The sequence below is a fragment of the Streptomyces sp. NPDC006516 genome, assembly GCF_040611875.1.
In the GTDB taxonomy this organism is placed as follows: domain Bacteria; phylum Actinomycetota; class Actinomycetes; order Streptomycetales; family Streptomycetaceae; genus Streptomyces.
Genome location: NZ_JBEXPD010000001.1, coordinates 510,196 through 529,105, shown reverse-complemented (window position 1 = coordinate 529,105; position 18,910 = coordinate 510,196). Strand labels below are relative to the sequence as shown.

Annotated in this window: 17 protein-coding genes and 2 tRNA genes; 3 read left to right on the top strand and 16 right to left on the bottom strand. The window is 70.9% G+C overall.

All coding sequences use genetic code 11. The features are described 5' to 3' along the window. Nucleotides 1-22: 22 nt before the first annotated feature. From ABZY45_RS02250 to leuS, 3 genes are all read right to left on the bottom strand, one after another. Nucleotides 23-868: a DegV family protein gene (locus tag ABZY45_RS02250; RefSeq protein ID WP_356735196.1), complete on the bottom strand. Its 846-nt coding sequence runs from the start codon at nt 866-868 to the stop codon at nt 23-25. Nucleotides 869-1,095: 227 nt separating this feature from the next. After that, nucleotides 1,096-1,785 carry a hypothetical protein gene (locus tag ABZY45_RS02245; protein ID WP_356735194.1) on the bottom strand — a complete coding sequence of 230 codons (690 nt, stop codon included), beginning with the start codon at nt 1,783-1,785 and terminating at the stop codon, nt 1,096-1,098. A gap of 178 nt (nt 1,786-1,963) precedes the next feature. Then, nucleotides 1,964-4,837 carry a leucine--tRNA ligase gene (gene leuS / locus ABZY45_RS02240; protein WP_356735192.1) on the bottom strand — a complete coding sequence of 958 codons (2,874 nt, stop codon included), beginning with the start codon at nt 4,835-4,837 and terminating at the stop codon, nt 1,964-1,966. 498 nt (nt 4,838-5,335) lie between these two features. Between leuS and ABZY45_RS02235 the strand changes: the two genes are divergently transcribed. Further along, nucleotides 5,336-6,640, top strand: a complete 1,305-nt coding sequence (locus ABZY45_RS02235; RefSeq protein WP_356735190.1) for a hypothetical protein — start codon at nt 5,336-5,338, stop codon at nt 6,638-6,640. After that, nucleotides 6,637-8,211 carry an NADH-ubiquinone oxidoreductase-F iron-sulfur binding region domain-containing protein gene (locus tag ABZY45_RS02230; protein WP_356735188.1) on the top strand — a complete coding sequence of 525 codons (1,575 nt, stop codon included), beginning with the start codon at nt 6,637-6,639 and terminating at the stop codon, nt 8,209-8,211. Before ABZY45_RS02235 ends, ABZY45_RS02230 begins: the two co-directional genes overlap by 4 nt. A 96-nt stretch (nt 8,212-8,307) precedes the next feature. Here the strand turns inward: ABZY45_RS02230 and ABZY45_RS02225 are convergent. The 9 genes from ABZY45_RS02225 to ABZY45_RS02185 form a co-directional block, all read right to left on the bottom strand. Next, nucleotides 8,308-8,380: transfer RNA gene (locus ABZY45_RS02225), tRNA-Ala, on the bottom strand. A gap of 216 nt (nt 8,381-8,596) precedes the next feature. After that, nucleotides 8,597-8,830, bottom strand: coding sequence for a hypothetical protein (locus tag ABZY45_RS02220; RefSeq protein WP_033305681.1), 234 nt, complete (start codon nt 8,828-8,830; stop codon nt 8,597-8,599). Between the two features lie 423 nt (nt 8,831-9,253). Beyond that, nucleotides 9,254-9,326 (bottom strand) — tRNA-Ala (locus ABZY45_RS02215). 127 nt (nt 9,327-9,453) lie between these two features. After that, a complete protein-coding gene (locus ABZY45_RS02210) occupies nt 9,454-10,107 on the bottom strand; it encodes a histidine phosphatase family protein (RefSeq protein WP_356736548.1) in 654 nt (217 codons plus the stop codon). Continuing rightward, nucleotides 10,104-10,535 (bottom strand): ribosome silencing factor, encoded by a 432-nt coding sequence (rsfS, locus tag ABZY45_RS02205; protein WP_329228761.1) that lies wholly within the window; start codon nt 10,533-10,535, stop codon nt 10,104-10,106. The genes ABZY45_RS02210 and rsfS overlap by 4 nt, the downstream gene beginning before the upstream one ends. A 67-nt stretch (nt 10,536-10,602) precedes the next feature. Beyond that, nucleotides 10,603-12,354, bottom strand: a complete 1,752-nt coding sequence (locus tag ABZY45_RS02200) for an LCP family protein (RefSeq protein ID WP_356735185.1) — start codon at nt 12,352-12,354, stop codon at nt 10,603-10,605. 19 nt (nt 12,355-12,373) lie between these two features. Beyond that, entirely contained in the window at nt 12,374-12,991 is a 618-nt protein-coding gene (nadD, locus tag ABZY45_RS02195) for a nicotinate-nucleotide adenylyltransferase (RefSeq protein ID WP_145801576.1), read from the bottom strand. Nucleotides 12,992-13,029: 38 nt separating this feature from the next. Continuing rightward, on the bottom strand, nt 13,030-13,191 hold the full coding sequence (locus ABZY45_RS02190; RefSeq protein ID WP_356735183.1) for a hypothetical protein: 162 nt from the start codon (nt 13,189-13,191) through the stop codon (nt 13,030-13,032). Nucleotides 13,192-13,275: 84 nt separating this feature from the next. Continuing rightward, a complete protein-coding gene (locus tag ABZY45_RS02185; RefSeq protein WP_356735181.1) occupies nt 13,276-13,428 on the bottom strand; it encodes a hypothetical protein in 153 nt (50 codons plus the stop codon). 110 nt (nt 13,429-13,538) lie between these two features. Here ABZY45_RS02185 and ABZY45_RS02180 point away from each other — a divergent pair, with 110 nt between their 5' ends. Beyond that, complete coding sequence (locus ABZY45_RS02180; RefSeq protein ID WP_356735179.1) at nt 13,539-14,681, top strand: M48 family metallopeptidase; 1,143 nt, start codon at nt 13,539-13,541, stop codon at nt 14,679-14,681. Here the strand turns inward: ABZY45_RS02180 and ABZY45_RS02175 are convergent. From ABZY45_RS02175 to ABZY45_RS02160, 4 genes are all read right to left on the bottom strand, one after another. Further along, nucleotides 14,611-15,735, bottom strand: coding sequence for a hypothetical protein (locus ABZY45_RS02175; protein ID WP_356735177.1), 1,125 nt, complete (start codon nt 15,733-15,735; stop codon nt 14,611-14,613). The genes ABZY45_RS02180 and ABZY45_RS02175 overlap by 71 nt on opposite strands. A 487-nt stretch (nt 15,736-16,222) precedes the next feature. After that, complete coding sequence (locus ABZY45_RS02170; RefSeq protein WP_356735175.1) at nt 16,223-16,828, bottom strand: hypothetical protein; 606 nt, start codon at nt 16,826-16,828, stop codon at nt 16,223-16,225. Nucleotides 16,829-16,903: 75 nt separating this feature from the next. Continuing rightward, a complete protein-coding gene (locus ABZY45_RS02165; protein WP_356735173.1) occupies nt 16,904-18,187 on the bottom strand; it encodes a glutamate-5-semialdehyde dehydrogenase in 1,284 nt (427 codons plus the stop codon). 161 nt (nt 18,188-18,348) lie between these two features. Next, entirely contained in the window at nt 18,349-18,834 is a 486-nt protein-coding gene (locus tag ABZY45_RS02160; protein ID WP_356735171.1) for a hypothetical protein, read from the bottom strand. Between the last annotated feature and the right edge of the window lie 76 nt (nt 18,835-18,910).

The window sequence follows — 18,910 nt, the reverse complement described above, 5'->3', positions numbered from 1 at the left end:
CCACCACACCCAGGAGTGAACCTCAGCGGGGTGAGATCACGACTCCGAGCAGACCCGGCCCGGTGTGCGCCCCGATCACCGCACCCACCTCACTCACATGCAGCTCGCCCAGCCCCGGAATCCGCTGCCGTAGCCTCTCCGCCAGCCGCTCGGCCCCGTCCGGAGCCGCCAGGTGGTGGACCGCGACGTCCACAGCGCCCGTGCCCGCCTCCGCCACGACGATCTCCTCGAGCCGCGCGATCGCCTTCGACGCCGTCCGGACCTTCTCCAGCAGTTCGATACGTCCGCCGTCGAGCTGCAACAGGGGTTTGACGGCCAGGGCGGACCCCAGCAGCGCCTGGGCCGCACCTATGCGTCCGCCCCTGCGCAGGTAGTCGAGCGTGTCGACGTAGAAGTAGGCGGAGGTGCCGGACGCCCTCTTCTCGGCCGCCGCGACCGCGTCGTCCAGACCGCCGCCCGCCTCCGCCGCCTCAGCCGCGGCGAGCGCGCAGAATCCCAGGGCCATCGCCACCATGCCGGTGTCGACCACCCGTACCGGCACCGGCGCGTCCTTGGCGGCGATCAGCGCGGCATCGTACGTACCGGAGAATTCGGCCGACAGGTGAAGGGAGACGATGCCGGTCGCACCCGCCTCCGCGACGGCACGGTACGTGGCGGCGAAGACCTCGGGGCTGGGCCGTGATGTGGTGACGGACCGGCGCTTCTGCAGGGCCAGGGCCAGCGACCGGGCCGAGATCTCCGTGCCCTCCTCCAGCGCCTGATCACCCAGGACCACGGTCAACGGCACTGCGGTGATGCCGTGCCGTTCCATCGCCCGGGGTGGCAGGTAGGCCGTGGAATCGGTGACGATCGCGACATGGCGGGACATGAGCCGGAGGTTACCTTCCGCGGAGGGGGCACGGCAGCCCGGGACCGACCTGCTGATCATTTCCGATCGGTCGAAGGCTGCTTCGACACACTTCCGGCTTCTCCGGTACGCACGTCTCACACCTGCAGCGCACAACCCGACCGCATGCGACCGCCCTCACCAGCAGTCAGCCGGCAGGCGGGCGCCTATCGGCAGGCGGGGTGCTCCGCAGCCAGGGACCGGGTGGGTCAGGTCGTGGTCTCCGGCTTGGAGTTCTTCTGCCACGGGTAGCCGGTGCTCAGCCTCGGGTCCGCGGGGGCGAGTGGCTGCGGTCCTTCGTCGGCGGGTCCGCTCCAGCTCTGTCCGGCCGTCTCGCCCTGCGTCCGGGGCTCCTCGGTCGTCCAGTGCCGCAGGGCTCCCGCCTCCACGTCGATCTGAGCGTTCAGCGCGGCCAGGTCGTCGTCGGCGAACTGCCTGGCCCGGTCACGAACCGCCCAGCGCAGTGACTCCGCGGAGTGCGTGATGCGCTGCGTGCGTTCCTTCAGATCTGGCAGCAGGGAGGCGACCGTCGACCGGTCAGGCTCCCGCTCCATGCGCTTGAGGTCTTCGTCGAGCTCGCGTCCGTGAGCGCTGAGACGCTGGAAGAGCGCCAGCGACTCCGAGAGTGAGGCATCCTCCGCGGCGCCGGCGTTCAGCGCGTCCTGCGTGGCCCGCATCGAGGTGCGCAAGGACAGCCGCAGTTGTGCGAGCTCGCCCGGCACCCCTGGCTGGCTGTAGCTCTTGGCCCTCAGCGCGGTGTCCTCCACGGAGCGGCGGGCCTGCGTGATCGTCCGGTCCACGCCGCGCTTGGCAGCGCGCACGGCCTTGACCCCCGCGTACACCCCGAGCGCCATGAACGCGATGAACAGCAGCGTCAGGATGAGGATCACGGTTTCCATGGACGCCCCTCGATTGTCGACTCGGCTGCCGGTGTGCGGTCGCCCCTTCTACCGTAAACGGAACGGGCAGGCCGAGGGTTCCACCGGAACCCCCAACCTGCCCGTAGGGGAAAGCCCTGGCACACCGGGCCGAGAAGCCCGGGCACCTCACACGGACGGCGGAGGCCGCCCGGCGCCGTCAAGCGGGGACGATGTTGACCAGCTTCGGCGCACGCACGATCACCTTGCGCACCCCTGCCCCGCCCAGTGCGGTGACGACGTTCGCGTCGGCCAGGGCCAGCGCCTCCAGTTCCTCGTCCGTGATCGACGGGGAGATCTCCAGGCGCGCCTTGACCTTGCCCTTGACCTGCACCACGCAGGTCACCGTCTCGTCCACGACGTACGCCGGATCGGCGACCGGGAAGTCCTGGTGGACGACGGACCCGGTGTGGCCCAGCCGGCTCCACAGCTCCTCGGCCACGTGGGGCGCCAGCGGTGCGATCAGCAGCACCAGCCGTTCGGCGACCGACCGCGACAGCGGGCCGCCCGTCTTCGTCAGGTGGTTGTTCAGCTCGGTGACCTTGGCGATCGCGGTGTTGAAGCGCATCCCGGCCATGTCCTGGCCGACGCCGTCGATGGCCTTGTGCAGCGCCCGCAGTGTGTCCTCGGTGGGCTCCGTGTCGACGACGGTGACCTCGCCGGTCGCCTCGTCGACGATGTTGCGCCACAGACGCTGCAGCAGCCGGTACTGGCCGACGACCGCCCGGGTGTCCCACGGACGCGAAACGTCCAGCGGCCCCATGGCCATCTCGTACAGCCGCAGGGTGTCGGCACCGTACTCGCCGCAGATCTCGTCGGGCGTGACGGCGTTCTTCAGGGACTTGCCCATCTTGCCCAGGACGCGGCTGACCTTCTCACCGTCGTGGTAGTACGCCCCGTCGCGCTCCTCGACCTCGGCGGCCGGGACCGCGATACCGCGGCTGTCCCGGTAGACGAAGGCCTGGATCATGCCCTGGTTGTACAGCTTGTGGAAGGGCTCGGAGGAGGAGATGTGCCCCAGGTCGTGCAGAACCTTGGACCAGAAGCGCGCGTACAGCAGGTGCAGCACCGCGTGCTCGGCGCCGCCGACGTACAGGTCGACGCCACCGGTGGGCTGACCCTCGCGCGGCCCCATCCAGTACTGCTCGATCGCCGGGTCGACCAGCCGCTGGTCGTTGTGCGGGTCCAGGTAGCGCAGCTCGTACCAGCAGGAACCCGCCCAGTTCGGCATGGTGTTGGTCTCGCGGCGGTACTTCCGCGGACCGGCCCCGTCACCCAGGTCCAGGGTGACGTTGACCCAGTCGGCGTTCCGGGACAGCGGGGTCTCAGGCTGGGTGTCGGCGTCCTCCGGGTCGAAGGTGCGCGGCGAGTAGTCCTCGACCTCGGGCAGCTCCAGCGGCAGCATCGACTCGGGCAGCGGGTGGGCGATGCCCTCCTCGTCGTACACGATCGGGAACGGCTCGCCCCAGTAGCGCTGGCGGCTGAAGAGCCAGTCGCGCAGCCGGAAGTTGACGGTGCCCTCGCCGACGCCACGCGCCTGCAGCCACTCGGTGATCTTCGCCTTGGCCTCGACGACGCCCAGGCCGTCCAGCGAGATCTCGTCGTTGGCCGAGTTGACCAGCTTCGCTTCGTACGAGGAGAACGCGTCCTCCCAGGTCGCCGGGTCCGTACCGCGGTCGTCCGACGGCTCGACCACGCAGCGCATCGGCAGCTCGAAGGCGCGCGCGAAGGCGAAGTCGCGCGCATCGTGCGCCGGTACGGCCATGATCGCGCCGGTGCCGTAACCCATCAGCACGTAGTCGGCGATGAAGACGGGGACCTTCTCGCCGCTGACCGGGTTGGTCGCGTAGGCGCCGGTGAAGACGCCGGTCTTGTCCTTCGCCTCCGCCTGCCGCTCGACGTCGGACTTGGCGGCGGCCTGCTTGCGGTACGCGGTGACGGCCTCGGCGGGGTTCGCGTGACCGCCGGTCCACACCGGGTGGGTGCCCTCGGGCCAGGCGGCGGGGATGATCCGCTCGACCAGCTCGTGCTCCGGCGCCAGCACCATGTAGGTGGCACCGAACAGGGTGTCCTGACGAGTGGTGAAGACGGTGATGTCACCGGCCCCGTCGACGGGGAAGCCGACGCGCGCGCCCTCGGAACGGCCGATCCAGTTGCGCTGCTGCAGCTTGATGGCCTCGGGCCAGTCCAGCCCGTCCAGGTCGTTCAGCAGCCGGTCCGCGTAGGCGGTGATCCGCATGTTCCACTGGCGCAGCTTGGCCTTGAAGACCGGGAAGTTGCCACGCTCGGAGCGACCGTCGGCCGTCACCTCTTCGTTGGCCAGCACGGTGCCCAGGCCCGGCGACCAGTTGACGGGCGCGTCCGAGGCGTACGCCAGCCGGTACTGTCCCAGGACGTCGGCGCGCTCGGCGGCGTCCAGCGCGCCCCACTCACGGCCGCCGGGGACCGGGCGCTCGCCGCTCTCGAACTGCGCGACCAGCTCGGCGATGGGCCGGGCCCGGTCGGCCTCGGTGTCGTACCAGGAGTTGAAGATCTGCAGGAAGATCCACTGGGTCCACTTGTAGTAGTCCGCGTCGATCGTGGCGAAGGAGCGGCGCTTGTCGTGGCCCAGGCCCAGCCGGCGCAGCTGGACCTTCATGTTCTCCATGTTGGCCTCGGTGGAGGCCCGCGGGTGGGTGCCCGTCTGCACGGCGTACTGCTCGGCCGGCAGACCGAAGGCGTCGAAGCCCAGGGTGTGCAGGACGTTGTGCCCCGTCATCCGCTGATGGCGGGCGTAGACGTCCGTGGCGATGTATCCCAGGGGGTGGCCGACGTGCAGACCGGCGCCCGAGGGATACGGGAACATGTCCATGATGAACTTCTTCGGCCGGGCGGCCAGCTCCGCGTCGCCCGCCAGATCACCGGTCGGGTTCGGCGCCTCGTAGGTCCCCTCGGCGTCCCAGAAGTCCTGCCAGCGTGCCTCGATGTCGGCGGCCATCGCTGCCGTATAGCGGTGCGGCGCGGCCACTTCGGCCGCGGTGTTCGTCTCGCTCATGATCCTCAAAGCTCCATCGATCGTCATCTGCCGGCACCCACGTCCACGGACACACGTCTACGGACACACGTCTACGGAAACGAAAAATCCCCTCGCACAGGAGGGGACGCCGCGCCGAGTCCGACCAGGCATTCTCACCGGTCGGGAGTGATCAGCGCGGCTCGCTAAGCAGAAGGCGTACGGCACGCATGGCGCCAGGGTACCGCACGGCCCCGGGCCCTGGCCCGGCAGATACGGGGCCGGGGCGCCGCGACCGCCCTCCCACGGCCCGCGCCACGAGCACACCCCTTGAACACGAACTCTCCGCACGACCCACACACTCCGGGGGTTACTCCGCGTACTGCCCTCTATCGGGGCAACCGCTCAAAGCCCGTACCGGTCAGTACGCGGCGACCTAGCATGCGGCAACGGGACCGCTTTGCCGAGCCGTTCGGAGTCGCCCCCATGAAGCCTCATCGCAGGATCCGTTCGTCCCCCTCCATGAGCCTCAGCCCGGGAATGAGCCGCCCTCTGCAGGGCGGGCTGACCGTCGCGGCGCTGGTTCTCATCCCTCTGCTCGCCGTCGCCGGGAGCGACGGCATGCGCACCGCGTTCGACTTCACGACCGGCGTCCTGACGCTGGTCTCGCTCACCGCAGCCGTGGCCTGGGGCCTGCTGGCCACCGACCGGCTGTTCCTCTCGACCCGCCAGCGGCTGCTCTGCCAAGGCGTCCACCGGGCCTGCGCCGTCGCCTCTCTGGGCTTCCTCCTGCTGCACGGAACCGTGAAGATCGCCCTCGGGCACGTCGGACTGCTCGCCGCCCTCGTCCCGTTCGGCACGGGTGCCGGCGGCACGGCCGGCCTCATCGGATTCGGTTCCCTGGCCGGACTGCTGATGATCGCCGCTGCGGCCACCGGCGCCATGCGCAGTGCCTTCGCCACCCCGGGCAGGATCGCGGCACGGTGGCGCGCACTGCACGCACTGGCCTATCCGGCCTGGTGCTCGGCGCTGGTGCACGGCCTGTACGCCGGCAGGCAGCCGGCCACCTGGGTCGTCGTGATGTACATGCTCTGCCTGACGGCGGTGGCCGCGGCACTCGGCCTGCGCCTGCTTCCCGGCCCGGCCAAACGTGCGATCACCGACCGGGTCTCCTCCCTGATCAGCCCGGAGGCCCCTCCTTCCGCGTCGGACCCGGTCCTGCGCGGTTCCGCCCTCCCGGGTGCGGATCACATGCCTCCACCGTTTCCCCGTGGCCTTCCTCCGGAGGCTCCGGGCTGGGGCGAGGACGACCGCGGAGTACGTGGCACCCCGGTCCGCCCCCGGACGCTCGCGGCCCCCGCGCCGCACGGGAGGCTGCCGTACGAAACGTCGCTCCACGAGCAGCAGCAGTCGGCCTTCCCCTCGCACGCTGGTCCGTACGAGCAGCCGCAGCCCCACGAACGTCCGTACGACCGGTCGACGCTCCAGGAACACTCCCAGGACTCGCCCACGCTGCATGAGCATCCGTACGACCGGGCCACACCCCACGAACCGCCGCCTCGCAGCCCGGAGCGACCGGCCCGGGGGCCGGCACGCCCCGCCGGCTCCCGGCCCGGATTCTCGGCGGCGTACCGGGCCGTCTCCCGGGCTTCCGGCCGGCCCCCTGAGCCGGCGACGGACGACCGGTGGCCCGCGCCCTCGCCCGCGCCTCCCGCTCAGGCGCTCAGGCCCACGTACGCCGCACCTCCGCCCCCCTCCGGCCAGGAGACCGAACAGTTGCCGGGACCGCTCTACCCGCCCCCGGCCGGAGCGCCCTGGCAAGCACCCGCAGGAGACCGCCCGTGAACGTCCCCCTCCCCGATGTCCCCGAGGTCCGCGTCGTGGGGCTCCCCCAGCTGACCACCGGCTTCGACCTGGTGGAACGCCTGGGGCTGGCCATGCACCTGAAGGTGCACGGCCCGCTCGAACCGATGACCGGCGAGCGGCTCGCCGAACTGGCCGAGTCCATCTCGCTGCGGGGCCGCGGCGGCGCGGGCTTCCCCTTCGGCAAGAAGCTCCGCGCGGTCGCGAAGGCCTCGGTACGGCGGGGGGTCCGGCCCGTCGTCGTGATCAACGGCAGCGAGGGCGAGCCCGCCTGCCGCAAGGACACCGTTCTGCTCAACCGGGCCCCGCACCTCATCCTCGACGGCGCCCTGCTCGCGGCGGAGGCGCTCGGCGCGCGCACCCTGGTGGTGGCCGTCACACGCAACTCCACGGAGATCTCCGTGCGCTCCGCCCTCGCCGAACGCGGTCTGTCCGACCGGCGCGGCCAGCATCTGCGCGCCCGGGTCGTGCGCACCCCTGAGCGCATGGTCTCCGGGGAGGCCTCGGCGGTCATCAGGGCGGTCAACGGCGGGCCGGCCCTGCCGCCGGGCCGAAGGGAACGCGCGGCGGAGTCCGGTGTGGCCGGCGCCCCCACCCTCCTGTCGAACGCGGAGACGTACGCACAGCTCGCGGTCGCCGCCCGGCTCGGCTCCCGCCGCTACGGGCACACCGGCCTGCCCGACGAGCCCGGCACGGTCCTGCTCACGGTCTCGGGGGCCGTGGCGCGCCCCATGGTGATCGAGGTGCCCACGGGGGTGCCCCTGCGGTACGTCCTCGAACTGGCCGGAGCCCCGCCTCTCCCCCAGGGCGTACTGACCGGCGGCTATCACGGCAGCTGGATCGACGCGATCGCCTCGCACGACGCCATGGTCTCCCGGGCCTCCATGGCAGCCGCGGGCGGCGCACTCGGGGCGGGCGCCATCCTGCCGATCGGCCCGGAGACCTGCCCGATCGGTGAGTCGCTGCGCATCGCGAACTGGCTGGCGGCGGAGACGGCCGGACAGTGCGGTCCCTGCAAGCTCGGGCTGCCGGCCGCTGCGGGTGGCCTTTCCGACGTGCTGAACGGAGGCGGTCCCGCGGCCCTGGAGGCGCTGCGCGAGGTGACGCAGGCGGTCAAGGGCCGCGGGGCGTGCAAGCATCCGGACGGATCCGCCCGCTTCCTCGCGTCCACGCTCTCGGCGTTCACGGACGACCTCGCCGCGCACGTGCTGGACGGCGGCTGCGGACGGGAGACACTCGGAGTCCTGCCCCTGCCCGCTCCCGGCTACGAAGGGCTGGAGGAGTCCATTCCGAGCGGCGAGAAACTGGCGGTGGACTGGACGCTCTGCCAGGGTCACGGCCTGTGCGCGGACATCGTTCCCGAACTGATCAGGCTTGGCCCCGACGGCTACCCGGCGCTCGCGGACGCCGCCGTCCCCGTGCACCTGCGGGGCCGGGCCCAGCGGGCCGTCCGGCGGTGCCCGGCGCTGGCCCTCCGCGTCGAGCAGGCGCCGGCCGAACGCCCCGCCCTCCCGAGCGCCGAGCGCAGGGCGCTGGGCAGCGGAAGCGGCTGATCCAGCGGAGCGCGCGAACGGGCCGATCGCGCAGGAGAGACGAAGGACACAAGCAAGAAGCGGACCATCCGATCCGGATGGTCCGCTTCTTCACTGTGGAGCTAAGGAGAATTGAACTCCTGACCTCCTGCATGCCATGCAGGCGCTCTACCAACTGAGCTATAGCCCCGTGCTGTTTGCCACCCGGTTTCCCTGGCGACATCGAGAACATTACACGGTCCCGGCGGCGCATCAAAAATCGTTTCCACTGCCACCCGGCGCGGCCGGCGCCCGACGCTCCGACCAGCGGTCGATCCCCCTGCGGCGGCCCCCTGGGCCGACGCTTGCCGGGGCCACGGACCCTCAGCGGCGGGCAGCCGTCAACACCCCGTCCGTGAGCGGCTCGTCAAGCGGTGGCGAAGGAGTAGAAGCGCTTGAGGGTGCAGTGCTCCTCGAGCAGCCGCCCGTAGATGGGCTCCCCCTCGAGCTCCCGGTAGGTCTCGATGGGGTCGCCTTTTATGATCAGCGCCCGCGCGCACTCCTCGCACCAGTACTGGAACTCGGCGTTGACGGGGTCCATGTCCCTGACGATGGGCGTACCACTGCCGCACCAGTCGCACTTCCGCCTGTGTGCACCCATCCGGTCAGCTCCGACTGTGGCCGCGGGCCGTGCACGCGAAGGAGTCCTCCTGCGGGCCGGCGGGGCCGCGGGGCGTGGCGGGGGGATGGGCCGCGGTGGAGGTGACGCGCAGGTCCGGGACCTGTACGCGGCTCACAGGCATCGCGCTCCCTCCCGATCGGTCCGTCGCCCCCTTCGGCGCTCCGATTCTGCCATGGCCCCGCAAGGGGGTCAGCCCGACGAGAGCCCCGCTGCCCGGCTTTGGCCTGAAGGAACGGCCCGCGGGTGGCCCGCGTACCCACGGGTACGTCCCAGGTGCACCCCGAGAGCCCTTGTCCCGCACGGGCCAAGGCAGTTGAGGCATGCCCGGGCGGAACGCGCGGCCGGTTCCGTACAACAGGCAAAAAAAGATCCCGTCCCCTGCCGGGGACGGGATCTCTACTGTGGAGCTAAGGAGAATTGAACTCCTGACCTCCTGCATGCCATGCAGGCGCTCTACCAACTGAGCTATAGCCCCGCTGTCCGCTGTGTTTCCCTGCGTTTCCGCGCTGCGAACAAGAAGAACTTTAGCCTGCGACGAGCCGGAAAGTGAAATCCGGCCCCTCCCGCCCACGGACGGGCTCCGTGGGAGCCCCGGCCGTCGGCTAGTCGTCGTCCCCGAGCACCGGTTCGGGGAGCGTCCCGGCGTTGTGCTCCAGCAGGCGCCAGCCTCGGGCGCCTTCGCCCAGGACGGACCAGCAGCAGTTGGAGAGTCCGCCGAGCCCTTCCCAGTGGTGGGCGTCGAGTCCGAGCAGGCGGCCGATGGTCGTCCGGATGGTGCCGCCGTGGCTCACGACGACGAGCGTGCCCGCATCAGGCAGTTTGCCGGCGTGCTCCAGGACCACGGGGGCCGCTCGGTCGGCGACCTCCGTCTCCAGCTCGCCACCACCCCTGCGCACCGGCTCCCCGCGCTTCCAGGCGGCGTACTGCTCGCCGTACTGCCCGACGATCTCCTCGTGCGTGAGGCCCTGCCAGGCGCCCGCGTACGTCTCGCGCAGTGCGGAATCATGGGCGACGTCGAGGCCGGTGACCGAGGCGAGCTCGGCGGCCGTGGCCGCTGCCCGCCGGAGGTCGGACGCGACGATCGCGTCCGGCCGCAACGAGGCCAGCAGCCGGGCGGCACGGCGGGCCTGCCCGACGCCGACCTCGGTCAGCTCGATGTCGGTGGAACCCTGGAAACGCCGCTCGAGGTTCCACGCGGTCTGGCCGTGCCGCCAGAGGACGATCCTGCGGCCCCTGCCGCTGCTGCTGCCGTTCAGCTCTGCTCACCTTCCGTACCGCCGTTGAGCTGGGCGTGCTCCTCGGCCTTGCCCCGGGTCTTGACCGCGTCCTCGGGGAGGGCGATCTCGGGGCAGTCCTTCCACAGGCGCTCGAGCGCGTAGAACACGCGCTCCTCGCTGTGCTGGACGTGGATCACGATGTCGACGTAGTCGAGGAGGATCCAGCGCGCGTCGCGGTCGCCCTCGCGGCGTACCGGCTTGGCGCCGAGCTCCTTCTGCAGCCGCTCCTCGATCTCGTCGACGATCGACTTGACCTGGCGGTCGTTGGGAGCCGAGGCCAGCAGGAAGGCGTCGGTGATCGACAGGACGTCGCTGACGTCGTAGGCGATGATGTCGTGCGCGAGCCGGTCGGCCGCCGCCTGGGCGGCGGCGTTGATGAGCTCGATGGAGCGGTCCGTGGCGGTCACATGCAGGCTTTCGTCGGCGGTCAGATCAACCTCTAGGGTCTCACGGACCGCCGACAGCCCTGACTTCCTACGACGCCGGTCGCTTCGGGATCTCGTAGTTCTGGCCGAGAACCACGGAGACGTCGGCGTTCGCGGCGGGCTTGCCCTGCTTCACCGCGCTCGTCGGCAGGCCCAGCGTCTTGGCGATCTCGACCGCCTTCGCCTTGTCCTCGGCGGTTCCGTACAGGATCTGGGAGGTCGCCACGACGTCCGCCTTGCCGCTGTCCACGAAGGCGTATCCGCCGTTGACCAGCTGGATCCTGGCAGCGTTCGTCCCGGCGGTGTCACCCGTGCCGTTCCTGATGCCCACGCGCACGGCGGCGTCCGGGTCGGGAGCCTTCACCGCGCCGCCCAGCACGTCCTTGACCACGCTCTCGGTGGCCGCGTCGGTGAGTGTGCCGTCGGCCTGGACCGGGAGCAGCTCCGTCTTGTAGTCGCCGATCTTGGCGTGGCCGGCGAGTCTGGCCAGGGACGCGCCGAGGTCCTGCTCCGGCAGGGACGGGTCGAGAATCTGCGCCAGCGTCTGGACCGTGACGGTCGCGGCCTCGGGGTCCTCGGACATCTTGCGCAGCACGCCGCGCATGACCTGCCCGAAGCGCGTCAGCTGTTTGGCCTCGGCCTCCCCCGGACCCTGGTAGGTCGCGTACGCGACGGCCATCTGGCCGCTCAGCGTCTGCGCCTCGCCCTTGTTCACGAGCGGGGCGGCGCCCTTCTTGGTGTCGGGCACCTCGGTGTCGGTGTCGACCTCGATGTTGCCCACGAGCTCGACGAGGTTCTCGAGGTACGGGGTGTCGAGGCGCCAGGTCCCGCTGATGCTGGTGCCGAGCAGGGTGTCGATCGCCTCGCGGGTGCCGGTGGACCCGTCGTCCTCGACGGACTTGCCCAGCGTCGTGGTGGACCCGTCGTCCGACGCCACGGCGAGCGAGTTGGGGAGCAGGACCGTGGTGCCCTGCTTGGTGGTGACGTTGTCGACGAGCAGCGCCGTGGAGGTGCCGCCCTTCTTGGTGTTGTGCAGATGGACGACGATGACGTCCCGCTTCTGCGGCCCGGTCGCCGTGGCGTTCTGCTCCTCCTGGCTCGACATCCCCGGAATCTTGCCGGCGAACCAGAGGTAGCCTGCGCCGCCGACGACGACGAGGGCCACGACGACTATCAGCGCGACCATCCGGTTGTGGCCGCGCCGACGGGCTTCCTCGCGCCGTTCGCTGCGGCTCTCGGTGAATTTCAGCCAGTCGATGACGTCTTCGGAGTCCTCGTCGGGCTCCTCGATGAACGAGAACTGCTCGGTGCGGTAGTCACGGTCGGCGCGGCGAGGGCCGGGAACGGCGGCGTCGGCCGCTGGTTCCGGCTCACGCCGGGGCTCCGGCACCGGTGGTGCCGTCGCCGGGGCGGCCGGGGCCTGGGCCGCGTCCCACTGCTGGGCGGTGTCGTCGACGGCGGGCTGCGTGCCTGTGTGGTAGCCGTACGCGGCGTAGCCACCCTCGCCGTAGCCGTATCCCTGCTGCTGCGCCTGCTGCTGGGTGTGCTGGTACGGGTCGTACTGCTGCTGCGTGCCGGCGTACGGGTCGTAGCCGTACCCCTGCTGCGACTGCCCGTCATGCTGGGGCTGTTGGGACTGCTGAGGGTGCTGAGGCTGCTGCTGGGCGTACGGGTCGTACTGCTGCTGGTCGTAGTGCTGCTGCCCCTGCTGCTGATAGACCGGCTGCCCGTACGCGTCGTAGCCGATGATCTGCGGCTGCTCCTGCTGGTACGGGTCGTACGGGTTCTGTCGGTCGTTCACAGGTGCCCCTCTCCGTGGCTCATTCGCCGCGGTACAGCTGGCGCTTGTCGATGTAGCGGACGACACCGTCCGGCACCAGATACCAGACGGGCTCGCCCTGCGCGACCCTCGCACGGCAGTCCGTGGACGAGATCGCCAGTGCGGGCACCTCCACCAGCGAGACACCGCCCTTGGGCAGTCCGTCGTCCGTCAGCAGGTGACCCGGCCGGGTCACGCCGATGAAGTGGGAGAGCGAGAACAGCTCCGCGGCGTCGCGCCAGGTGAGGATCTGGGACAGGGCGTCGGCGCCGGTGATGAAGAAGAGGTCCGCGTCGCCGTGGACCGTGCGCAGGTCCCGCAGCGTATCGATCGTGTACGTGGGTCCGCCACGGTCGATGTCGCTGCGGCTGACCGAGAACTGCGGGTTGGACGCCGTCGCGATGACCGTCATCAGATAGCGGTCCTCGGCCGGGGACACCTGTTTGTGGCTCTTCTGCCACGGCTGCCCGGTCGGGACGAAGATGACCTCGTCGAGGTGGAACTGGGCGGCCACTTCACTGGCCGCCACCAGGTGTCCATGATGAATCGGGTCAAACGTCCCGCCCATCACGCCCAGTCGGCGCTTGGCGCGGCCGGTAGGCACTTTCTGCTCTCCCATGCGTGCAGACCCTACTGGCACAGCTGTTCGCGTCTGCCTCAGCGGTCCCGGTTGAAGCGGGTGGTGATCCACAGGAGGAGGAGCAGCGCGAGGAGCGCGCCGCCACCGGTGAGGTACGGGCTGAGGCTTTCGTGGTTTCCGCCCTGCTCGCCTTCGGCGGCGAGGGTGACCAGCTGGTGCGCGGTGCTCGTGAGGCTCATCTTCTGCGGGACCTATCCATCGGGAATCAGGAGGGAGACGTCGCGCACATCGTATGCGGGCGCCCCGGGCACGCTCACGCCGACTCAGTCGTTGTTGTCGTCGTTGCGGTATCCGCGCAGCAGGAACCAGGCGAGCAGCGCCGCTCCGACAAGGGCGACGAGCAGGACGACGCGGAGCGTGTTGCCCGGCCCCTGGTCCTCGGACACGGCGGCGAGCAGTACGGCGGTATGCGGCATTCCGGGCGCTCCTCAAAGTTATCCACAGCCCCCCGCACACCGTAGCGCCAGCACATACGCTGGCTTCTGTCAGGGGGACGAGCGGCGTCTCGTACGAACAGGGGGCATCCATGACCGACAACAGTCACGAGAGCGTGCCGAGCAGGCAGCGCAGGCGATTCCCGGACATCTCCTCACGGGCTTACGAGCATCCGGCGGACCGCTCCGCCCTGGTGGCGCTGCGCAAGCTGAGCGGTTTCGACACCGTGTTCAAGGCGCTGAGCGGCCTGCTGCCCGAGCGCAGTCTGCGACTGCTCTTCCTCTCGGACTCCGTCCGGGTGAGTGACGCCCAGTTCACCCATCTCAACGACATGCTGCGGGATGCGTGTTACATCCTGGACCTGAAGAAGGTCCCACCGATGTATGTCACGCAGGACCCGCAGCCCAACGCGATGTGCATCGGCCTCGACGAGCCGATCATCGTGGTGACGACCGGCCTGGTCGAGCTCCTGGACGAGGAGGAGATGCGGGCCGTCGTGGGCCACGAGGTGGGCCACGCCCTCTCCGGTCACGCGGTGTACCGCACGATATTGCTCTTCCTCACCAACCTCGCGGTCAAGGTGGCGTGGATCCCGCTCGGCAACGTCGCGATCATGGCGATCGTGACGGCCCTGCGCGAGTGGTTCCGCAAGTCGGAGCTTTCCGCCGACCGGGCGGGGCTGCTGGTGGGCCAGGACCTGCGCGCCTCGATGCGCGGGCTGATGAAGATCGCGGGAGGCAATCACCTCCACGAGATGAATGTGGACGCCTTCCTCGCCCAGGCCGACGAGTACGAGAAGGGCGGTGATCTCCGCGACTCCGTGCTCAAGATCCTCAACATGCTGCCCCGGACCCACCCGTTCACGACGGTGCGGGCCGCCGAGCTGAAGAAGTGGTCGGAGACCCGGGACTTCCAGCGCATCATGGACGGCCACTACCCCAGGCGGGACGAGGACAAGAACACCTCGGTCACGGATTCCTTCCGGGAGTCCGCCTCGCACTACGCGGATTCCGTGCGCACCAGCAAGGACCCGCTGATGAAGCTCGTCGGCGACATCGCGGGCGGGGCAGGTGACCTGGGGGGCAAGCTCCGGGACAAGTTCACCGGCGCGGGCAACGGCACCTCCGGCAGTGGCACGGCCGGCAAGGGCGGCACCTCGGGCGCTACGGACGGCTCGGAAGGGACGTGGCGGCGCCCTGGCCCGGAGGAGGAAGGGCCGGTGTCGGGGAGCTGATCTCCAGCGTGCCGCAGAGTCCCGCGGTGGGCACGCCCGTGGCGTAAGGGTCCGTGCCGTGGGGGCCCCGGGTGTCCGCCCGCTCGCCTGCGAGCAGTGGGCGCAGGGTGCCCGTCGTGTCGGCCGAACACGACTGCGGTCCCGCCTGGACGTAGGCGTTGCGGACCTCCACCCGGTGAAGCCGGATGTCCTCGCGGTCCACGAGGAAGTGCAGGACGCGTCGGACAGTGAAGAGCGAGGCTCCGTCGGCCCGGTGGGGGCCGGACACGGCGGGCCTCAGCGCGTACGTGAAGGTGTGGTCGGACACCACCTCCAGGGTGTCCGCCCCCGCCTCCGCGTAGGTGAGGGTGCCCTGCACCCGGATCCCGGGGTCGGCGAGCTCCACCTGGGCCGGGTCGAAGCGCACCAGCCAGCCGGTCGCGACGTGCTCGCCGTCGTCAGCCGGTGAGTCCATGCTCCGGTCGAACTGCGCGGCCTGGTCCGGGTCGAGCAGCCGTCCCACCGGGCGGACCACGCCCCCGGTGAGTACGTCGGGGTCGAGGGAGGAGTTCACCAGGTAGTCCTTGACCGTGGTCAGCGCGATGGTCACCTGGCTGTCGGAGAAGTTCTTCGTCCGCCGGACCGGCGGCAGATTGATCCCCGAGGCGCCGGAGCGGTCGTCCGCCGCCGGGCCGTCCGCGAGCAGCGCTTCGGCGGTTCCTCCGGGCACGGGCCCCTGGGGGGCGAGCGGAATGACGGTCGTCCGCAGCGGTTCGGCACGTCTGCCGACGGGCGTCGGGTACGGGTTGCGGAAGCCGATGTAGACGGCGGTGGCGAAGGCCAGGGCGATCAGGACGACGAGGGCTATGCCGGCCCTGGAGCGGTGCCGGCGGGTGCCCCGGCCGGGGAGGGAACGCACAGCGCGGGCATGCTCACCCATCCGCTCCTGCGCGGAGAACTCCTGGAGCCGGGCAGCGCGCACGAACGATTCGTCGAAGACGAGCGAGCGGTACTCGTCATCCCCGCCCGAGGGGTTCTCGGGCGGCCCTTCCGGCGGTTCTCGGCGGCCTGTCATGACTTCTCCCGATCCTCCGCGCCACCGGCGGGAAGTGGCGCTGGGAACCGCCCCGGCCGCTTGGCCTCGGGCGGACCTGTCCGTCACGGGCTCGACACATCGACACGTAACTGCCCCTCTCCCCGGAGACGGGGACGGGAGGAGGGGTCACAGGGTCATACCTTCAGAGTGGGTCGATCGTCTTCACGGTAAACGCCCCGCAGGTGGGAGCGCAGGTGGAGCGCGTCCAGGAGGCGCACGGCAGGAACGGCAACCGGGCCCAGGCCCGGGCCCGGGCTCGGGCTACGGGCCGGGACGGCACACCGACCGCGGCTCGGACCGGGACACACGCCGGGCCGGAGGGCCAGCACCAGGACACACGCCGATCCGCGGCGCGGACGGGCCGGCACCGGGACACACGCGGGCCTGAGGCCCGGCCGACGCCCGGACCGGGGCACACGCCGGCCCGGACGGGGTCAGCGCGGCCGGGACGAAGCCCGGCGCGAGTTCACGGGGTGCGGGGTACCGCGGAGACGGCCGGACGGGAGTAGTCGGCAGAGACGGAGGCGGAAGGGGCCGCGCCCGGCTTGTCGACGCCGCTCGTCACGGGAGGCGGCACCTGGTCCTGCCGGTTGCCGGCGGCACCGCGGTAGACGGCACTGAAGGCCAGCGCGACCATCCCGATACCCATCAGCAGGGCGAGCAGCCACGCCACCGGCCGGTGCCAGCGCGCCGAGCCACGGTAAGGGCGGAAGGAACCGCCGTGGCGCCCGTAGGGGCCGCTGTCGTCCCCGTACAGGCTGTCGGGGTCGTCCGGGTCGTAGGCATCGCCGAAGGGCCTCTCGCGGCCGTACAAGCCGTCTGCGTCGTAGCCCTCTTCGTGGCGGTCGTCGTCCAGGGCGCCGCCACCCGAGCGCGCCCTGCTCGCCTCGGCTTCGGCGCGGGCCTGCGCGGCGGCGACCAGTCGCTCGACCGCGGTGGGTTCATGGATCTGGGCGGACCGCACGAAGTCCTCGTCGAACACCACGGCGGCGAAGTCCTCGTCCGCGCCTCCGCGGTCGTCGTCGGGCTCCCAGCCGTCCGGGAACGGCCTGCCCCCCACGTCGTCCGGCACGGATTCAGCGTAGCCCCGGCGGGGCGATTTGGGCAGAGAGCCCGCAGATTCGCCCGCCCCGCCGGAAGCATCCGGCTATCGAATGTGACCGTCGCCGGTGACGATGTACTTCGTCGAGGTCAGTTCCGGCAGCCCCATCGGGCCCCGGGCGTGCAGTTTCTGCGTGGAGATACCGATCTCGGCGCCGAATCCGAACTGTCCGCCGTCCGTGAAGCGGGTGGACGCGTTCACGACGACCGTCGTGGAATCCACCAGTTGGGTGAAGCGGCGGGCCGCCGCCTGCGAGGTGGTGACGATCGCCTCGGTGTGACCGGACGACCAGAGCCGGATGTGCGCCACGGCCCCTTCGAGCGATTCCACGACCGCGGCGGCGATGTCGTACGAGAGGTACTCGGTCTCCCAGTCCTCCGCCGTCGCCGCCACCACGGTGGCCTTGGAACCCTCGGCGTACCCGAGCACCCGCTCGTCGCCGTGCACCGTCACTCCGGCTTCGGCCAGCGCGTCCAGGGCGCGCGGCAGGAAGTCCGCCGCGACGTCCTTGTGGACGAGGAGGGTCTCGGCCGCGTTGCAGACGCTCGGACGCTGGGCCTTGGAGTTGACCAGGATGTCGACGGCCATGTCGAGATCGGTCTGCGCGTCGACGTACACGTGGCAGTTGCCGGTGCCGGTCTCGATCACGGGGACGGTGGACTCCTCCACGACCGTGCGGATCAGGGAGGCGCCGCCGCGCGGGATCAGGACGTCGACGAGGCCGCGGGCCCGCATCAGTTCCCGGACCGAGTCCCGGTTCTCGCCCGGTACGAGCTGCACGGCGTCGGCCGGGAGGCCGGAACCGCCCACCGCGTCACGGATCACCCGCACGAGCGCGCTGTTCGAGGCGTGCGCGGAGGACGAGCCGCGCAGCAGCACCGCGTTGCCCGACTTCAGGCAGAGGGCCGCGGCGTCGACCGTCACATTGGGCCGGGCCTCGTAGATGATGCCGACGACGCCCAGCGGGACACGTACCTGACGCAGGTCGATGCCGTTGGGAAGGGTCGAGCCGCGGACCACTTCACCGACCGGGTCGGGCAGTGCCGCGACGTCGCGGCAGTCCGCCGCGATCGCGCGGATCCGCTCCGGGGTGAGGGTGAGCCGGTCGACGACGGACTCACTCGTGCCTGCCTCCCTGGCGCGGACGACGTCCTTCGCGTTGGCCTCGACGATCTCGCTGGTGCGCACCTCGAGCGCGTCCGCGATCGCCAGCAGGGCGTCGTCCTTCGCCGCGCGCGGGAGTGGCGCGATGTCGTCGGCTGCGGCGCGTGCCCGGTAGGCCGCCTGGGCGACCGGGGACATGTTGTCGTACGGCGAAAGCGTGGTCATGCCCGCAGGGTAATGCGCACACTGCGGGCATCCGTCACGTATCCCGTGATGCGAGACGGCCGTCCCGCCACCCGCACACGCGCTCGGGCGGCGCGGGAACCGGCGGGTCCGGACGGCGGGCACGGCCGCCCCGCCCGCCCTGACCGCGCGGCGGGACGTTCTCAGTACGGGTGCACCCCCACCGGGGCCGCCGGCGGCGGGCCGTAGCCCTCGGCGACGCGCAGGTGGTACGTCTCCCGGTCGATGACCTCGAGGCCGACGATCTCCCAGGGCGGGAGTTTCGCGCTGGACCGGTGCTCACCCCAGAGCCGGAGCGCCACCGCCGCGGCGTCGTGGAGGTCCCGGGCCTCTTCCCAGTAGCGGATCTCCGCGTGGTCGTTGGCGTACCGGCTGGTCAGGAGGAAGGGGTGATCATGCGCCAGCTGCTCCAGTCCTCGCCTGACCTCCTTCAGCGGTGTCTCGCTGCCGGAGACGCTGAGCGTGATGTGCCACAGCCTGGACGGGGTCCGCTCCTCCTCCGTCACCACCGGATCCTGCTCAAGCGTCTGGTCGGTCGGGGCACCGACGAAGTCGGCCCCCGCTCCGACGCTGGTCAGGGCGCGGCTGCCCGTTCCGCGGGGCAGCGCCCCCGGGCGCGCTCGTCTCACCGGCGGCCTCCTGTGAATGCGTAGCTTGCTGACCCCTTTGTATCCCTCCGACAAAGTTGACCAGCCCAGGGCCAGG